Source organism: Rhizobium sp. CB3171, from assembly GCF_029714265.1.
GTDB lineage: Bacteria > Pseudomonadota > Alphaproteobacteria > Rhizobiales > Rhizobiaceae > Rhizobium.
Genome location: NZ_CP121652.1, coordinates 1,967,601 through 1,983,505, shown reverse-complemented (window position 1 = coordinate 1,983,505; position 15,905 = coordinate 1,967,601). Strand labels below are relative to the sequence as shown.

Annotated in this window: 17 protein-coding genes and 1 tRNA gene; 13 read left to right on the top strand and 5 right to left on the bottom strand. The window is 58.5% G+C overall.

Features of this window, described 5'->3' with window-relative positions:
- Positions 1 to 115 precede the first annotated feature (115 nt).
- The 5 genes from QA648_RS09760 to QA648_RS09740 all read left to right on the top strand — a co-directional run bounded on the left by QA648_RS09760 (position 116) and on the right by QA648_RS09740 (position 4,999).
- Positions 116 to 772 (top strand): glutathione S-transferase family protein, encoded by a 657-nt coding sequence (locus tag QA648_RS09760; RefSeq protein WP_283051181.1) that lies wholly within the window; start codon positions 116 to 118, stop codon positions 770 to 772.
- Positions 769 to 1,578, top strand: coding sequence for an AraC family transcriptional regulator (locus tag QA648_RS09755; RefSeq protein WP_283051179.1), 810 nt, complete (start codon positions 769 to 771; stop codon positions 1,576 to 1,578). The genes QA648_RS09760 and QA648_RS09755 overlap by 4 nt, the downstream gene beginning before the upstream one ends.
- An 84-nt stretch (positions 1,579 to 1,662) precedes the next feature.
- Positions 1,663 to 2,355, top strand: coding sequence for a phenylalanine--tRNA ligase beta subunit-related protein (locus QA648_RS09750; protein ID WP_283051178.1), 693 nt, complete (start codon positions 1,663 to 1,665; stop codon positions 2,353 to 2,355).
- A gap of 144 nt (positions 2,356 to 2,499) precedes the next feature.
- Complete coding sequence (locus QA648_RS09745) at positions 2,500 to 3,729, top strand: MFS transporter (RefSeq protein WP_283051177.1); 1,230 nt, start codon at positions 2,500 to 2,502, stop codon at positions 3,727 to 3,729.
- 343 nt (positions 3,730 to 4,072) lie between these two features.
- On the top strand, positions 4,073 to 4,999 hold the full coding sequence (locus QA648_RS09740) for a LysR substrate-binding domain-containing protein (RefSeq protein WP_283051176.1): 927 nt from the start codon (positions 4,073 to 4,075) through the stop codon (positions 4,997 to 4,999).
- A 12-nt stretch (positions 5,000 to 5,011) separates the two neighbouring features.
- Here QA648_RS09740 and QA648_RS09735 read toward each other — a convergent pair whose 3' ends face one another.
- Complete coding sequence (locus tag QA648_RS09735) at positions 5,012 to 5,404, bottom strand: GNAT family N-acetyltransferase (RefSeq protein ID WP_283051175.1); 393 nt, start codon at positions 5,402 to 5,404, stop codon at positions 5,012 to 5,014.
- A gap of 180 nt (positions 5,405 to 5,584) precedes the next feature.
- On the opposite strand from QA648_RS09735, the gene QA648_RS09730 reads away from it, so the two are divergent.
- From QA648_RS09730 to QA648_RS09715, 4 genes are all read left to right on the top strand, one after another.
- The gene (locus tag QA648_RS09730) at positions 5,585 to 5,938 is read left to right on the top strand and encodes a DUF1428 family protein (protein WP_104823676.1); all 354 of its coding nucleotides are present in this window, start codon (positions 5,585 to 5,587) and stop codon (positions 5,936 to 5,938) included.
- An 87-nt stretch (positions 5,939 to 6,025) separates the two neighbouring features.
- On the top strand, positions 6,026 to 6,463 hold the full coding sequence (locus QA648_RS09725) for a secondary thiamine-phosphate synthase enzyme YjbQ (protein ID WP_283051173.1): 438 nt from the start codon (positions 6,026 to 6,028) through the stop codon (positions 6,461 to 6,463).
- Between the two features lie 165 nt (positions 6,464 to 6,628).
- A complete protein-coding gene (locus tag QA648_RS09720; RefSeq protein WP_283051172.1) occupies positions 6,629 to 6,934 on the top strand; it encodes a hypothetical protein in 306 nt (101 codons plus the stop codon).
- Between the two features lie 264 nt (positions 6,935 to 7,198).
- A complete protein-coding gene (locus tag QA648_RS09715) occupies positions 7,199 to 7,537 on the top strand; it encodes a hypothetical protein (protein ID WP_283051171.1) in 339 nt (112 codons plus the stop codon).
- 127 nt (positions 7,538 to 7,664) lie between these two features.
- On the opposite strand, the gene QA648_RS09710 is transcribed toward QA648_RS09715, so the two are convergent.
- Entirely contained in the window at positions 7,665 to 8,405 is a 741-nt protein-coding gene (locus QA648_RS09710) for an SIMPL domain-containing protein (protein ID WP_283051170.1), read from the bottom strand.
- A gap of 165 nt (positions 8,406 to 8,570) precedes the next feature.
- Between QA648_RS09710 and QA648_RS09705 the strand changes: the two genes are divergently transcribed.
- Positions 8,571 to 8,646, top strand: a tRNA-Ile gene (locus tag QA648_RS09705).
- Positions 8,647 to 9,029: 383 nt separating this feature from the next.
- On the opposite strand, the gene QA648_RS09700 is transcribed toward QA648_RS09705, so the two are convergent.
- From QA648_RS09700 to QA648_RS09690, 3 genes are all read right to left on the bottom strand, one after another.
- Positions 9,030 to 9,935, bottom strand: coding sequence for an MBL fold metallo-hydrolase (locus QA648_RS09700; protein WP_283051169.1), 906 nt, complete (start codon positions 9,933 to 9,935; stop codon positions 9,030 to 9,032).
- A gap of 128 nt (positions 9,936 to 10,063) precedes the next feature.
- Positions 10,064 to 10,672: an NAD(P)-dependent oxidoreductase gene (locus QA648_RS09695; RefSeq protein ID WP_283051167.1), complete on the bottom strand. Its 609-nt coding sequence runs from the start codon at positions 10,670 to 10,672 to the stop codon at positions 10,064 to 10,066.
- 27 nt (positions 10,673 to 10,699) lie between these two features.
- Positions 10,700 to 11,368 carry a DsbA family protein gene (locus QA648_RS09690; protein WP_283051165.1) on the bottom strand — a complete coding sequence of 223 codons (669 nt, stop codon included), beginning with the start codon at positions 11,366 to 11,368 and terminating at the stop codon, positions 10,700 to 10,702.
- 94 nt (positions 11,369 to 11,462) lie between these two features.
- Here QA648_RS09690 and QA648_RS09685 point away from each other — a divergent pair, with 94 nt between their 5' ends.
- From QA648_RS09685 to QA648_RS09670, 3 genes are all read left to right on the top strand, one after another.
- Complete coding sequence (locus tag QA648_RS09685; protein WP_283051162.1) at positions 11,463 to 12,371, top strand: LysR family transcriptional regulator; 909 nt, start codon at positions 11,463 to 11,465, stop codon at positions 12,369 to 12,371.
- An 851-nt stretch (positions 12,372 to 13,222) separates the two neighbouring features.
- A complete protein-coding gene (locus tag QA648_RS09675) occupies positions 13,223 to 14,830 on the top strand; it encodes an alpha/beta hydrolase (RefSeq protein ID WP_283051160.1) in 1,608 nt (535 codons plus the stop codon).
- Positions 14,831 to 15,008: 178 nt separating this feature from the next.
- Positions 15,009 to 15,848: an alpha/beta hydrolase gene (locus QA648_RS09670; protein ID WP_283051159.1), complete on the top strand. Its 840-nt coding sequence runs from the start codon at positions 15,009 to 15,011 to the stop codon at positions 15,846 to 15,848.
- The last annotated feature ends 57 nt before the right edge of the window (positions 15,849 to 15,905 follow it).

Sequence of the window (15,905 nt, the reverse complement as noted above, 5' to 3'; positions counted from 1 at the left end):
GGCCGGGAGATGGAACGCCATGATGTGGGCGCGGGAAGCTTAGACGATGCAGCCCACCATTGACCGCAACGGCCGACTTCGAAAAGATGTCGGATGAACGAAATGGCGTTGAGATATGGAACAGCCTTGCCTTTTTGGCGCGGACTATAGCGTCTACGTGCGAATTGCGCGCCTTGCGCTCATCGAGAAAGGCGTCGAGCACCAGAGGGTGCCGATCGACATTTTCGCTGAGGGCGGGCCGCCGGCATCCTATCTGGAGCGGCATCCATTCGGCCGGATTCCGGCTTTCGAACACGGCGATTTTCGGCTCTACGAGACGGCTGCGATCACGCGCTATGTCGACGAGGCATTCGAGGGGCCGCGCCTGCAGCCTGTGGCGCCTCGGCAGCGCGCGCGGATGAACCAGATCGTCAGCATTGCCGACGGATATCTCTATCCGCATCTGGTGTGGGGTATCTACGTGGAGCGGGTCTCAAAGCCGGCAGAGGGCATTGCCGCCGACGAGGAACGAATAGCCACGAGCCTTTCCAAGGCCGCAATCGGCCTTGCCGCTCTTTCAGATCTTATGGAAGATACGCAGTGGCTCTGCAGTCCGGACCTGACCCTGGCCGATCTCTACGTCGCGCCGATGTTTGACTACTTTCTCATGGCGCCGGAGGGGCGGGAGATGATCGAGCATCATCCCAAGCTTGCGTCGTGGTGGTCGCGTATTGCAGCCCGGCCAAGTGTCGAGATGACGGATTTCAGCAAACTGGAAGAGCCGGGCGCATGAAGCCAGGCCAGTTCAGGATGTTTCGCTCCTCCATTGCCGGCGTCGAAGCCGTGGCGGCGGAAACCGGATATAGCTTTCCCAAGCATACCCATGATCAGTTCGGCATCGGCGTCATCGAGCGCGGCGCGCAGGTGTCGCTGAGCGGGCGTGGCGTGGTGCGGGCTGAGACCGGCGACGTCATCACTCTCAATCCGAACGAAGTGCATGATGGTATGCCAATTGGGGAGAGCCGTGTTTGGTCGATGCTCTATTTCGATCCACGGCTGATGACGGATCTTCTGGGCGATATCGGTGAGGGCGGCGCCGGCGAGGGGGAACTTCCTTCTCCCGTCATTCGAAACGGACAGATCGCCGCGCGATTCAGAACACTGTTTTCGACGGTAACTCGTCAGGATGGTCAGGACGCTGCGCTGCGGCGAGACGGACTGTTGTTATCACTTGTTGCGGACGTGATGTGTGAGCAGGGGCAGGCGGATGAGGGCACCAATGCGCCCGCCGCGATCATGCGTGCTCGCGATCTCATCGATGATGATCCGGCAGCATCGGTGACGCTCGCCGATCTCGCCGGAGTGAGCGGGCTCAGCCGTTTCCAGCTCCTACGCGGTTTCGCCAAGGTGACCGGATTGACACCGCACGCCTATCTGCTTCAGCGTCGCATCCAGCGAGCGCGGCGGCTGATTGCCGGCGGCATGCCGCTGGCCGAGGCGGCTTTTGCCAGCGGCTTTGCCGATCAAAGCCATATGACTCGGATTTTCGTGCGCAATTTTGGTGTGTCGCCGCGCATCTATGCCGACACGACGCGCTGAGGCATCTGCAATTTCATTCAAGACCGGCTGCCTGCATCAAGGTTTTCTGCTGTTCCAAGTCAGAACCGCGCAGAAGGAAAAGCCATGTATTTCCGCCATTCGAATGAGATGTGGAGCGAATTCCCCGATCTGGTCCCCGGCGTCCTCTTCGTGGAAGGAATCACCGTCGATGTGGCCGTCAGCGATCGTCTCGCGAAGTTCCATGCAATCGCCGAGGAGCGGCTGGCGGGTAGTGCGGAAGGCGAGATGCCGGAGATCCAGGCCTGGCGGCGGACCTTTTCGAAAATGGGGCTGAAGCCGACGCAATATCGCTGCGCTTCCGAGGCTTTGCTCAGACGATTCCGCCAGGAAAAATCGCTGCCGCAACTGCATCCGCTCGTCGATCTGTGCAACGCCATCTCGATCGCCTTCGCCATTCCCGTCGCCGTCTTCGATCTTGCGAAGATTTCCGGCGATCTCGAAGTCAGGCACGCGACCGGCAGAGAGAGCTATCTCACCTTCGCTGGCGAAACGGAGCATCCGGAGCCGCGCGAAGTGATCTTTGCCGATAGTGCCGACCGGGCGCATGCGCGGCGCTGGACCAATCGTCAAAGCGGCCTTTCCGCCGTTCGCGAGGATACGCGATCGCTGCTGATCGTCGCCGAGGCCATGCATGAGGCGGCCGGAAATGATGTGCCGAGATTGATCGCAACCCTTGCCGCTGAACTTGCCGGCGTGTGGTCGGTCGACACAAAGACTGGGATGCTCAGTCGCTCTTCACCACGATTTGATCTCTAGGTTCGCGCTTTGGCGGCAATTTGCCGATCTATCCAAAAAACGCAGTTGACAAGTGCGGCGTTCGGGCAGAGCAGGGGACTTAGATAAATATTTCATATTGCTCATAAAGTTGTTCCGGGCACGACCGGAACAGAAGAAAGACATATGGACACCCTGCACAGTCACGATCGGGTCAGCGCGCTCGGTCATCCCGGATATCGTTCCTTCGCCGCCTCCCGCGTCTTTTCCTCCATCGGCTTCCAGTCGGTCACCGTTGCCATGGGCTGGATGATCTACGATCAGACCCATAGCGCCTTCTTCCTTGGCCTGGTCGGTTTCTGCCAGTTCCTGCCGATGGTGATCCTGACCTTCATTGTCGGTCATGTTGCCGACCGATTCGATCGCCGGCGCATCGGCCTGGTCTGCCAGTTGATCGAAGCCTTGACAGCGCTAGCCCTTGCCGTCGCAGTCTGGCAGCACTGGATCGGCCCGGCCGGCATCCTCGCCGCAGTCGCCGTCATGGGGGCGGCCACTGCCTTCGAGCGTCCTACCATGGCCGCGCTGTTACCGAATATCGTGCCGCCGTCGATGTTGCAGATAGCGATCGCTACCTCCACATCGATGATGCAGACCGCTTTCATCATCGGTCCGTCGCTCGGCGGCCTGCTCTATGGCGTCAGTCCGATTGCGCCTTTCGCGGTGTCTGCCGTGCTGTATGTCATCGCGAGCCTCAATGTCATTTCGATCCGCGTCGAGCGACAGCGGCCGTCGTCGCGGGAGCCGGTGACTCTGAGTTCGGTCTTTGCCGGCGTCTCCTTCATCAGGAGCAGACCGGTGATGATGGGGACGATCTCGCTCGATCTCTTTGCCGTGCTGCTCGGCGGCGCCACGGCGCTGCTGCCGATGTTCGCGCGCGATATCCTGCATGCCGGCCCTTGGGGCCTCGGACTGCTGCGCGCTGCGCCCGCAATCGGTGCTTTGGTCATGTCGATCTGGCTGGCGCGGCGGCCCCTGCAGACCGGCGTTGGCAAGAAGATGCTGCTTGCCGTTTTCGTGTTCGGCATTGCCACCGTCGTCTTCGCGCTCTCGAGCAATATCATCCTTTCCGTTGCGGCGCTGCTTGTCGTCGGGGCGTCGGATACGGTCAGCGTCGTCGTTCGCAGTTCGTTGGTGCAGCTCTTGACACCGGACAACATGCGCGGCCGCGTCAATGCAGTGAACTCGCTGTTCATAGGCACGTCCAACCAGCTCGGCGAATTCGAATCCGGCATGCTCGCCAGCGCGCTTGGCCCGGTTCTCACCGGTATCGTCGGCGGCGTCGGCACCATCGTCGTCGTGCTGCTTTGGATGCGGATCTTTCCGGATTTGACCAAGGTCAAGACGCTCAGGGGATAAGGTGGCCTGGGCCAGACCGGCAAACGATCCGGCAAACGGCTTCGCGCTCAGGTCTGTAGGCTCATGGATGGTGCGGAATATCGTCCAGCCCGGCATCTCGCCTAAGGTGGCCGTTGAGCGAGAGTATATTTTCGCGTCTCGCCTTTTTTTCGGCACGCTGTTTTTGGACGCAAGCAAACGCACGGAGCAGCCGGTTGATCCGCTTTTCGATGCTACGCCGCAGAATGAATCCATGAATGTTTCTCATCTGTCATAAGCCTGATGGTCTTATGACTTAGAGGAATGCGCCCGTATACTTCTCATGTATAATGAAGCTTTCATCGCCTATGCATGAAGGATTTTCATGGGGAAAAGACCGCTTCCACCACTGGCCGTTTTGCAAGCATTTTGCGCTATCGTCGAAACCGGCGGTTTTGGCCGTGCGGCTGAGAGGATGGGGCTGACGCAGACTGCCGTCAGTCATCAGCTTTCGCAGCTTGAAGGCTGGATCGGCGGCAGCCTTTTCGATCGCGGCCGGTCGGGCGCAAGATTGACGCCGCTCGGCGCGCGGCTCCACCCGGCGATTGTGGAGACGATTTCTCAATTGGAGACGGCGTTGTATCACGCGCGGGCGAGTGTGTCGGTTCGCACGCTGACGCTGTCGGTGACGCCGGAATTTTCCAGCCAATGGCTGGCGTCTCGACTTGGTGATTTCTGCCAGCGCCACCCCGACATCGAGCTGAAGATGATTGTCGGCTATCAGCGACCCGATTTCGGGCCTGAGGGTGTCGACCTCGCGATCTGGCTCGGGCGAGCCGAAGCCGGCCTCGTCCAGGAAGAGTTGCTGACGGACGAGGAATTTGTCGTCAGTTCACCGACGCTCTCCGCACGGTTGCCGAAGCGCAATGCCATAAAGGAAGCGCCGCTGCTGCGTTACACCGGCATGCGCCATACCGTACTGGATTGGCAGCGCTGGTACGAACAGGTGATTGGCCATGGCAATGACGGCGGAATGGCCGATTTCGATATTGGCCACGCGGCGGAGAACGGACCTCTGTTCGAATCCTTTGCCGACATGCTCGGAGCATGTCGGGACGGTCTCGGCTTTGCGCTGGTTCGCAGTTCCCTTGTTGCGAAAGATCTCGCGGAGGGGCAGTTGGTTCGTTGTTTCGTCGAAGTTCAGCCGGCAGCCGTCAGCTACAATCTGATCTATCCGTCGAATGCCTTGCAAAACCCATCGGCTGCGTTGTTCCGCACCTGGTTGATATCTCGGGTCAATGCCGTTGCTTGATCAGGCTCGCTGTCAATCGCCCAGCCTGATCAAGCCGGCCTCTGTCGCCGCAAAGCCCAGGTTCCGATAGAGGCCGGCGAGATGAGGTTCGAAATCGACATGCAGCCACTCTGCGCCGCGTTCGCGCGCAACGTTCGTTGCCATTTCGACAAGCTTGGTTGCTATTCCCTGTCGACGGAATTCGGGTGCGACGATGGTATCAAGGATAAAGGCATGTATGCCACCATCCCAGGCAATGTTGACGAATCCTATCAGGCGCACTCCATGGAAGGCGCCGATATGGGCGAGGCTTCTCGGCAGGATAGATGAGAAATCGCGTGGGGTACTCTCGTTCCAAGCCGTTGCCCACAGGGCGTTGAGTGCTTGGTTGTCAGGATAGGGATCGATCCTGAATTCGATCGTCATGACCATCATCTCGTCATTGATGAAACCGCAATGGCAAGCTTATCCGCAGGGAGAATGGATGCAACGGGCGCGTAGGGCAGGCCGATATCAAGGCGATTGGAATGGAAAAGTGCATCCCATCTCGGATCGCGCTATGATCGATCTTCCTTTGCGTGTGGAAACAGAACAGAGGAGGTTGTTATGGCCTATGTGGATGGTTTTGTTATTGCCGTTCCGAAAGACAAGCTGGAGATTTACAAGACGTTGGCGGGGAAGTCCGGCGATATCTGGAAAGAATATGGTGCGCTTAGCTACGTGGAGTCTGTTGGGGACGATGTGCCCTATGGCCAGTTGACGTCCTTTCCGCGCTCCGTTCAGGCGAAGGAAGACGAGGTGGTGATCTTTTCCTGGATCACTTACGAATCTCGCCAGCATCGCGATACCGTGATGGAAAAGGTCATGGCCGATCCGCGGCTGAAAGACGAGATGGCAAATATGCCTTTTGATGGCAAACGCATGATCTATGGCGGCTTCGAGATTTTCTTGCAGCTCTGATCGGCCTTGGCGGCAGCGGCTGGGCTTGACTTTCCGCCCGTTGCGACCGACCTCAAGCGGATCGCTGCGATCAATACCGGAGATGCCATGCCGCAGACCGTCATCACACTGTCGACCCATGGCCAAGGACTTTATGAGTTCACAGACCAGGCAGCGGAATTCGTCCGCGCAGGGACTTCGGCAGGCTCCACATCGAGCGACGGGCTGCTGACCGTCTTCGTCCGCCATACCTCCTGTTCGCTGCTGATCCAGGAGAACGCCGATCCTGACGTGCAGACGGATCTCAACGCCTTCTTCCGTCGGCTCGTGCCACCGTCTTCCGACCCTTCGATGCGCTGGATCGTCCATACGACCGAGGGGCCGGACGATATGCCGGCGCATATCAAGACAGCGCTCACGCAGGTGTCGATCGGAATCCCCGTGATGCGCGGACGCCTGACACTTGGCACATGGCAGGGCATCTATCTTTTCGAGCACCGCGACCGCCCGCACCGGCGCGAAATCGTGCTGCATCTTTCGGTCTGATTCAGGAAAATTCGCGTCAACCGATCGTCCATTGCGCTGAATACAATCTGAATGGGTAATTCGTCTTCTGTTCAGCCTGGCTGGCCTAATGTTGCTTCAATCCTGAGGCATTTGGCCAAATCAGGATTGCAACGATCCGTAGCAGGACTTGAAGGAGAAATACCCATGATCGGCATTTTCGCCAAGGCTGGCATTGCAGCTCTCATCACGCTCGGCGCCGCTTCCGCCACCGTTTCTGCCGCCTCGGCCAACGACCTTTCACCGAGCATTCATCAGGTGCGCCACGATCCCCATCGCGGCCGCATCTGCTCGCCGATAGCAGCCGTTCAGAAGGCTCGCGCCATGGGCCTGCGCCGCGCTCGAATCCAGAATATCACGCCGCGCCGTGTCGTCGTTGAAGGCCTTGGCCGGCACGGTCCGGATCGTGTCGTTTTCGCCAACGTGCCGGGTTGCCCGTTGATCCGCCGCTGATATCGCGTGGCCGTTTATGGCCATGATCGCGCTGCCGCAGCGATGTTTTAAGATGAGTGAAGTCGTCCTCATAAAGGAGGGCGGCTTTTATTTTCTGCTGTGCAGTGAGTCCGCCTCTGGTCTCGCTTTTGCTTTCATTGTACCTGAATGGCGTATGAACGGTTGATTCTGGACTTGTTCAGTATCGCGCCGTTACTCCCGAGGCATTCGCATCAGGAGATGCGGTAAGCACATGAGAGAAGCCTTTCGCTCCATGGAGGACAGATGAGAGAATTACTGGCAAAGTTGGGGATCGCAGCCGCGATCACCGTTACTGCGCTGTCGGGCACCGCGGAATATGCTTCCGCCCAGGGCGTCGACATTTATATTGGCCCGGGCCGGCATCGGCCGCCACCGCCGGATTACGATATCCCGCCGCCGCGCTACGAACGTCGTGGCTGTGATCCGCGCGAAGCCATGGATGTTGCTCGCGGCTACGGCCTGCACCGCGCTCGCGTGGTCGACGTGACGCCGCGCCGCGTTATCGTCGATGGTTTCGGCCGCCGTGGTCCGGATACGATGATGTTTGCCAATGTTCGCGGTTGCCCGTTGATCGGCCGCTAATATCATCTGCGGACGCGCATTGCGTCCGATGGCCACAGCTTGACGCTTTCGCTTTATGGCGGGGGCCACGAAACCGCCCTTTGCTCGGTCCTTTGAGACTTGAGCGAAGGGCGGTTTTGTTTTGTGGCTATTGCTGAATTGCGTAGGTGATGCTGACCGAGGCGTTATAGGTGTTTTCGCCGCTCGCCACCGGCACCGCCTTGTCGGCAGCCATGGCCATGGATTGACGCATATATGGCTGCGGCGGCGTGACGATGGCGCCCTCGTTGATCGAAATCACATGGCCAAGCTTGACCCCCGCCGCATCGGTCAAGGTTTTTGCTTTCGCAGCAGCATCGGCCACGGCGTTCTTTCGGGCCTCTTCCAGCGCTGCGTCCGGCTTGTCGTTGGTAAACTGAATATCGCCACCCTGGTTGATGCCGAGATTGACCGCCTGATCGAGGAGGACGCCGAGCTTGGAGAGATCCCGCACGCGCACCGTCAGCCCGTTGGTCACCTGATAACCGGTCAGCGTCGGCGGCACCGGATGGCCATCTTTGTCGTTCTGATAGTCATATTGCGGCTGGATAGAGAAGCCGGACGTCTGAAGATCGCGCTCCGCAATGCCTCTGTCCTTTAGCGTCGCCAGCACCGCGCCCATCGCCTTATTGTTCTGATCGAGCGCGTCCTGGGCGGCTTTTGCCTGCTTGACGACCGAGAGCGTGACAACCGCCATATCCGGCGCGATTGCGGAATGTCCCTCTCCAGTGACCGTGATGATCGCCTCGCGCGGTTTTGCATCCTCGGCGAAACTATGGGTGGCGGGCACGAGGAGAGTCGCGCCGAGAAGAGCAGCAAAAACAAAATCTCTGGTTTTCATCTGTGGCATGGCTCATTCCTTGGTTGGTGTTTCCTTGGGATTCGCTTTTGCGGATTGATTGTGAAGGTATTGCGGCAGTCCCTTGTGGGAAAAGACGAATTGGGCTAGAGCCAAATCGGCTCCCGGGGAACCATTGCCCCGGCGCTGCGTGCACGCTGATTTTTTAGTCGTGCCGGGCCTGTAGCTCAATGGTTAGAGCCGGCGGCTCATAACCGCTTGGTTGGGGGTTCGAGTCCCTCCGGGCCCACCACTCTCTTCAAGCGATCATTGAAAAGATTGACTTATTTCGCGATAATTGGCCCACTTTTTTCCGACCATCGAATGCGGTGGGACAATTTTGCCCCGTTTCTGTTCCAGAACGAGGTGCTTCATACCTGCCTCCACGGGGCGCCTACCATTCGCTCTCGCCGTATAGACTGTGCTGATGAGCCGTAAGCGGTGTCCTGGTGGCACTTTGACCAAGATCCTTCATGCAGTTTCGAAGGCTGCCGTCATGACGGGGACGGCAGCCTTCGCGCCATTAGTGGTCGTTCGGGTGATCAGTGAATCTCGATAACGCGATGAAAGACCTTGTCCGCTTGCATTTATCTATACGCATGGAAGGGCGCGGCGAATACGCCGCGCTCAGCCTCTTCAGTTTCCCCAGGTCATTTCGCCCTTTGCGACCTTCGCTCCAATTTCCAGCGAAATCGGCATCGCATCGTTCGGATAGAGCTTCTTCATCGCCTCGATGAGTGCCTTGGAATCCTTGGCCTCAGCGGCTTCGGCCTCGAACGCGACGAGGTAGTCGCGAGTATAGGTCACGCTGGAAGCATCAGTCGGCCACGCTTGAGTGGTGTGACCAGGCACGACGATCTTGGGGTGGCGGGCGAGGATGCCTTCAAGCGCGGCCTTCCATGCCGTGCGTTCTTCGGCAGTCGGCATGTCCGCGACCCAGGGGTACATGCCCCCGAACACCGCCACGCCCCCGAACACGGCGCTCAGCGAGGGAACCCAGATGTAGCGGCCGCGGTCCTTGACGCCCGGCGCAGTGACGATTTCCAGCTTTTCGCCGTCGACCGACAGGGAGGTGATGTCGCTGACTTCAGGGAAGATGAGGTCCGCAACGGCCTTAGGACCATTATCACCCAGAACCGGCGACCATGCCTTAATCTTGCCTTCAGCCTTCTTGCGCATCAAGGCGACGGTATCAGCGGCAGCAAGAATGCGGGCGTCCGGAAACGCCTGGTGAACAGGTGCGAGGCCGAAGTAGTAGTCGGGATCGTTGGTCGTGATGTAGATCGTGGTCAGGCGCTTGCCGCTAGCCTTGATGGCATCCGCAACGGCCTTGCCGTCCGAGAAGCTGAAGCTCGAGTCGATAAGAACCGCTTCGCTCTTTCCGGTGATGAGAACCGGAGCGCGCAGAAAGCCGGCTTCGGTGGTCTTGAAAGCCTTCCACGACAGAGCAGGCTGCTCCTGCGCGGTTGCGAACGAGGCGATAGCGATCATTACAGCGGCGGCGGCCGCGATCGACTTGAGGGTATTGCGACGGTTGGGCATTGATTTAGTTCCTGATGGAGGTGGAAGAGAGGTCCGGAGCCTACCAAGGAGGCAAGCGGATCCGGGCGCAGCCGCCACCCCATTGATGAGCGGCTGCGCCAAAGGCGAATGGTGTTGAAAACTGGCGGTTAGTAGCCGACGGTGAAGCGCTGCTTCACGTGCGTTGGCGCTTCGATTTCGTTGACGAGCGCGACGGCGAAGTCTTCAAACGAAATGCTGCTGCCGTTTTCGTTGGCCAGGAGCCGGTCCTTGCCGAGGCGGAAGTTACCCGTACGCTCGCCCGGCACGAAGGCAGCGGAGGGCGACAGGAAGGTCCAGTCTAGGCCGTCCTCGGCCTTGAGCTGTTTGAGATAGTCAACGCCACCCTGGGCTTCGGCCTTGTACATTACCGGGAATTCGGGTGTGTTGACGAGAAGGACGCCCGGCGCGACTTCAAGGCTGCCGGCGCCGCCGACCACATAGTAGCGGCGAACGCCTGAGGCCTTGACGGCGCCGATCAGCTTGTCGGGATTGGCGGCGGAAAAATGGACCGAGCTGATGACGGCGTCATGTCCGGCCAGGACGTTTGCTAGAGCGTCCGGAACGTCAATGTCACCCGCCGCGGCGGTGACGTTCGGCAGGGTGCCGACCTTAGAGGGGTCGCGGGCGATGGCGGTAACGATATGGCCGCGTGAGGACAGTTCGGCGAGAATGCGAGAACCGGCTTGGCCGGAAGCGCCGATGAGTGCGATTTTCATGATGATCTTCCTTTTGGGTTGTGGTTTTCAAGGAGCTGCTGGCAGCCTGGAAAGTGCTGCGACGAGATGCTGCGGGCCGCGGTAGAGGGCTTCGCCGCTCAGAACGTGCGACGTCCCGTTGACGACTGCGACGAGCTGCGGAACGCCGCGAATGCCGAGGGTGTTCATCCGAATTTGTGTTTCTTCCATTCGCTCCATAGTCCGCTCACGCAGATCCGCATCATTCCTGAGTCGGTCGACGAAAGTCTCGACCGCCAATTCGGAGCCATGGTCGGCGGCCACCCGGACGGCAACCTCGGTCACCTCGTCGATGCTGGATGTGTCGCGCCCCTCGACATACCGGGCGATCTGCACGGCATGCAGGAAATGGGGTTCAAGGCGAGCATCCTGCTCGCCAAGAGCGGTCAGGGTCAGCGTTGCCGACCGGGAATCGAAAACGCCGCTCGGCGCCAGCAGGACGTTTTGGCGGTAGGCTTCCGAAAACGGCTGGCCCGTCAGGCTCTGGATACGCTGGTCGTTGCGCCAGGCATGGTCAGCGATGGACGAGATCGGCCGTCCGCCTACGAAAAGGCCGGAGGGCAGCATCTTGAGCTTGTCGCCGTATTTGTCGGCCAAGCCCGCCAGCGCCGGCGCACTTGCATAGCACCAGCCGCAGAGTGGGTCGAAGAAGTATTGAAGTTCGATGTTGTCGGTCATGTCGATCTCCTTTGTTGGGAGACAATGTAGTGTTGCAAAAATCAAGGATATACAGCACTATGCGATACAGAATGTTGCATGGATCGAGAAAATCATGGATCGCATCACCGCGGCGGTAGTCCTGTTGAAAACAGTCGAACGTGGCAGTGCGTCGGCTGCCGCTGAGGAACTCCGGATGTCGCGTGCGATGGCCTCGCGGTATATTGCGTCGATCGAGGAATGGTCGGGAACAAGGCTTCTTCATCGCACGACACGGCGGCTCAGTCTGACTTCAGCCGGCGAGCGCGTTCTGGAGCTGTGTAGGGAGATGGTTCGCGTCGCCGACGCCGTGACCGAGGTGGCGGTTCATTCCGATACTCCACATGGTCTTCTGAGAGTAACCGCCCCAAGTATCCTGGCCGAGGCGCAGCTCATACCTCACTTCTCGGAATTCGCGACAAAATATCCCAGGATCAAGATCGATCTGCAGATCTCGGACAGATCTGTCGACCTCGTTCAGGACCGTATCGATATTGCAATCCGTATCGCGAACCATCTCGATCCATCCCTGACGGCGAAACGTCTGGGGCATTGCCCATCGCGCCTGTATGCCTCCAAGGACTACCTGGCAGCGTGCGGCGAACCTGCTTCACCGGAAAACCTAATAGCCCATCGGTGCCTGACCTATGCACATCTGGGTGGCTCAGAATGGGTGCTGAACAAGGACGAGGGTGAGGTTACAGTAGCTGTGTCAGGAGGGTTTCAGACGAACGACGCTCTGGCTTTGCAACGTGCCGCTCTTTCAGGTCTCGGCATCGCCATGCTGCCGTGCTTCGCGGCGGATGAAGAAGTCCGCGCCGGGAAACTCGCGGTCGTCCTGCCGGACTGGAAGCCGCGGTCTCTCGGCATTCATGCTCTCTACGTTTCCCGGAAGCATCTCCCGACGGCTGCGCGGGCTTTGATCGACTTCCTTTCCGAAAAGCTCGGCAGTTCCCCCCGTCTGGGATCGGCAATCACCTCGTAAGGTCCGGGGCGTCCGCCGCCTTCACACCAATAAAGGAATTGAGCAAACGTCGAACCAACCTTTTGCGCTTCATCAGGCCAAAGTCCGGATTTGATCGGGACTTAGGTCCGTGTTCAGAAGCAGCGCTCATGACGTATTAACATCCCAGTTGTGAGACACAGCCTTGCAAATGAGGGTGTGCAAATCGGGATGGGAAGAACACATGAAAATGATCGCAATCGCAGCACTGGCGTTTGCAACGGCGTTACCAGCGTCGCCGGCATTCTCTCAGATCTACTTTGAGTACGGGACCGGTCCTCGCTACTACGATGATCGGCCACCACCGCGATACTATCACCGGCCACGCTATGCATACGATGGCTACTATGACGGCCCGAGATATGATTATGGTCGCCGGTGTTGGACAGAAAAATACTACAGGTACAGCTATCACCATCGGGTGAAGCTATACAGGACCGTTTGCGACTAGCGCTCGACACCCCCGGGCGTACTGCATCACCGTGGGTGGGCAAATTTGCCTATCCACAGTGATCGACGATCATTGCGGCATATCACCTTGTCCTCCGGATGGCTTGCCTCATTGTGCAGTATCCTAAAGGCCCCCTACATGGGAACGGCAAAAGCCAAAATCCGAAGTAACAGGCGTAGTAGACGTTAAAAACGGGCCATATACTCCCTCATCATTTCGCCATTCATCCACCTTCTTGCATCGGTCAACGCAACGAAGGGTCGTTAGCTAAGCGAATGGGCCGATCACCCAAGGGGTTAGCCTCACGGTAACCGCAGCCGATTTCATCTTGGGCTACATTGCTTTAAGCTGTCGGCTCAGCACTTCTGCGAGTCAGTGTGTCATGGTCGGCCAGCTAACCATCAAGCTATTGGGCGAACTCGAGGTCAAGCAGCAGGGAATACTTCTGTCTCTGCCGCAGTCGAAGAAAACCCGCGCTCTTCTTGCCTATTTGGCCGTCATTGGAAGACCCCAGCGTCGCGATCATCTTTGCAAGATGTTCTGGGAAGTTCCAGACGACCCTCGGGCTTCGTTGAGGTGGAGCCTCCATAAACTCAGGCCGATCGTGAATACTGACGGTCATGTGCGTTTGCATGCTGACCACAATTCCGTTCTCCTCAGCCCGCAGACGATCGACGTGGATTTCAAGCGCATGTCGTCTCTCCGACCTGCTGACGTCGACGCCTTGGATACGGAGACATTGGAGTTGCTTGCCACAACGTTTCGCGGCGAATTTCTTGAAGACCTCTGCCTGCCGCACTGCCCAAACTTTGAAGCGTGGCGGCTATGTCACCGGGATATGGCGCTTCGGTTGCATATGGCAATTCTGCGCGCCCTCCTTCGACGCCTTCAAGACAGTCCTGAACGAGTAAACGTTTATTCTCTGGTGCTTGACCGTCTTACCAAGGAGATTGCCACTGTCGATCTCCCCGAGCGGTGGTCGGAGCTTTCAGTCTCCGGGGCTGGGCTGGGCAAGGGGGCTCGCGATGCCCTCAACCAATCACCGCGACTTTCACGGCCTGGATCAGGTCTCGTCTCCCGGACTTTTGAAACAGATGTTCCGTCGCCAGCGCTGACACCTATTAAGAGATCGCAGGACATTCGCTTCTGCAAAACCGCAGACGGGGTAACAATTGCTTACGCGGTGTGTGGGCAGGGATCGCCGATCGTGCGAGCCGCACATTGGATGTCGCATCTCCAGTATGATTGGGAAAGTCCGGTGTGGAGGCATTGGATCGATGCCCTTTCGGAGAAGGCGAAGCTGATACGCTATGACGAACGCGGCAATGGCCTTTCGGACTGGATTGCCGAGGATATTTCGTTTGCGGCGATGATTGCGGACCTGGAGAGTGTGGTCGACGCGGCAAGCCTCGACCGGTTCACGCTTCTGGGTGTATCGCAAAGCTGCGCCGTCTCCGTTGCTTATGCCGTCCGACACCCTGAACGGGTTTCGGGGCTCATCCTATATGGCGGATTTGTAAAAGGCTGGCGCAAGCGAAGTGACAGCCATGAGGTCGCCACGCATGAGGCGATGACCGCATTGATCCGGGAGGGGTGGGGTCAGAACAATCCGGTATTTCGGCATCTGTTCACTGCGATGTTCATTCCAGGGGCAGACCAGGTGCAGATGGATTGGTTTGACGAACTGCAGCGCATTTCTGTGTCGCCCAGCAACGCAGGTCGCCTGCACGAAGCATTCGGAGAGATCGACGTTTCGGATGTCCTGTCGCAGGTGACGATTCCGACCCTCGTCCTGCACGCAAGAAAAGATGCAGTCGTTCCCTTTCAGTCCGGTAGGGAGTTTGCAGCCGGCATCCCTGGAGCTCGATTTGTCGATCTCGACAGCGCCAATCACATTCTCCTTGCCAACGAACCCGCCTTTGAGCAGTTTGTTCGTGAAGTAACGCGCTTCGTCGCCGAAACAACGCAGCCTCGAGTTATCGCGCCTTGACGCGGACCTGACCGCCTTAGAGAAGCCATCAACTGAGCGGGATGTGCTCGCGCCTCAACTGCGGCGGCAATTTTCAACGATTGGCCCGGCACTTTCAACGGTTTCTCCTACATTCTTTCTCATGCGCCCGGAATAGAATGCTTGCTGCAGTTTTGGAGGATGACAAGGAGGCACGGCGATGAAGGTTCACACCGTAACTGGCGGCGCGGGATTGCGATTGCATGTTCGCGAGTGGGGAAGAGAAGACGCGCCGTCGATCCTCTTCATCCATGGGTGGTCACAGAACCATCTCTGCTGGAAAAACCAGTATGAAAGCACGCTTGCGGAGGATTTTCGTCTTGTGGCCCTGGACCTGCGCGGTCACGGCATGTCGGACGCTCCCCTTGAAGCGGAGTATTACAATGAACCGCAGCTTTGGGCAGACGATATCGCCGCCGTAATAGATCAACTGAACCTCGGCAAGCCGGTTCTTGTGGGCTGGTCCTATGCCGGCTTCATTATTTGCGACTATCTGCGCGCCCATGGAACTGCCCATGTTGCGGGCATCAACTTTGTGGGCGCGGCGACCACGCTAAACAAGGCGGCGCTCGGCACCTTGATTGGCCCGGGCTTCCTCGACCATGTCATTGGCGCCACGAGCGACGATTTGCCCGGGAACATCGCAGCGATCCGCAATTTCGTGCGCGCTTGCACTTATTCGCAGCTACCTTCCGAGATATTCGAAACGGCCATTTGCTGGAATATGGCCGTGCCAGCGAAGGTCCGGGCTGTCTTGCTGGCCCGTGAGATCGATTCCGACGACGTACTGACAGCACTTGCTGTGCCTGTCCTTGTAACCCACGGCCAAGAGGACACTGTGGTCCTGCCGGCGATGGGGCGGCATCTTCTAGCATTGTGCCCGGGAGCGACCGCATCGTGGTATGCCGCAACAGGGCACGCACCTTTTCTGGAGAACCCTGGTCGGTTCAACAATGAGCTATACCGCTTTGCACATCACGGTGATCTTCGGAGTATCTAGCTATGTGAGCTCAAATTTTCGTACATCCTGGCAACCATCCTCAAGTTCGCGTGTTCT

Bases quoted from the DNA above. Each gene is read 5' to 3' on its own strand.
- QA648_RS09760 (WP_283051181.1), top strand. From the start codon at position 116: ATGGAACAGCCTTGCCTTTTTGGCGCGGACTATAGCGTCTACGTGCGA.
- QA648_RS09755 (WP_283051179.1), top strand. From the start codon at position 769: ATGAAGCCAGGCCAGTTCAGGATGTTTCGCTCCTCCATTGCCGGCGTC.
- QA648_RS09750 (WP_283051178.1), top strand. From the start codon at position 1,663: ATGTATTTCCGCCATTCGAATGAGATGTGGAGCGAATTCCCCGATCTG.
- QA648_RS09745 (WP_283051177.1), top strand. From the start codon at position 2,500: ATGGACACCCTGCACAGTCACGATCGGGTCAGCGCGCTCGGTCATCCC.
- QA648_RS09740 (WP_283051176.1), top strand. From the start codon at position 4,073: ATGGGGAAAAGACCGCTTCCACCACTGGCCGTTTTGCAAGCATTTTGC.
- QA648_RS09735 (WP_283051175.1), bottom strand. From the start codon at position 5,404: ATGACGATCGAATTCAGGATCGATCCCTATCCTGACAACCAAGCACTC.
- QA648_RS09730 (WP_104823676.1), top strand. From the start codon at position 5,585: ATGGCCTATGTGGATGGTTTTGTTATTGCCGTTCCGAAAGACAAGCTG.
- QA648_RS09725 (WP_283051173.1), top strand. From the start codon at position 6,026: ATGCCGCAGACCGTCATCACACTGTCGACCCATGGCCAAGGACTTTAT.
- QA648_RS09720 (WP_283051172.1), top strand. From the start codon at position 6,629: ATGATCGGCATTTTCGCCAAGGCTGGCATTGCAGCTCTCATCACGCTC.
- QA648_RS09715 (WP_283051171.1), top strand. From the start codon at position 7,199: ATGAGAGAATTACTGGCAAAGTTGGGGATCGCAGCCGCGATCACCGTT.
- QA648_RS09710 (WP_283051170.1), bottom strand. From the start codon at position 8,405: ATGCCACAGATGAAAACCAGAGATTTTGTTTTTGCTGCTCTTCTCGGC.
- QA648_RS09700 (WP_283051169.1), bottom strand. From the start codon at position 9,935: ATGCCCAACCGTCGCAATACCCTCAAGTCGATCGCGGCCGCCGCCGCT.
- QA648_RS09695 (WP_283051167.1), bottom strand. From the start codon at position 10,672: ATGAAAATCGCACTCATCGGCGCTTCCGGCCAAGCCGGTTCTCGCATT.
- QA648_RS09690 (WP_283051165.1), bottom strand. From the start codon at position 11,368: ATGACCGACAACATCGAACTTCAATACTTCTTCGACCCACTCTGCGGC.
- QA648_RS09685 (WP_283051162.1), top strand. From the start codon at position 11,463: ATGGATCGCATCACCGCGGCGGTAGTCCTGTTGAAAACAGTCGAACGT.
- QA648_RS09675 (WP_283051160.1), top strand. From the start codon at position 13,223: ATGGTCGGCCAGCTAACCATCAAGCTATTGGGCGAACTCGAGGTCAAG.
- QA648_RS09670 (WP_283051159.1), top strand. From the start codon at position 15,009: ATGAAGGTTCACACCGTAACTGGCGGCGCGGGATTGCGATTGCATGTT.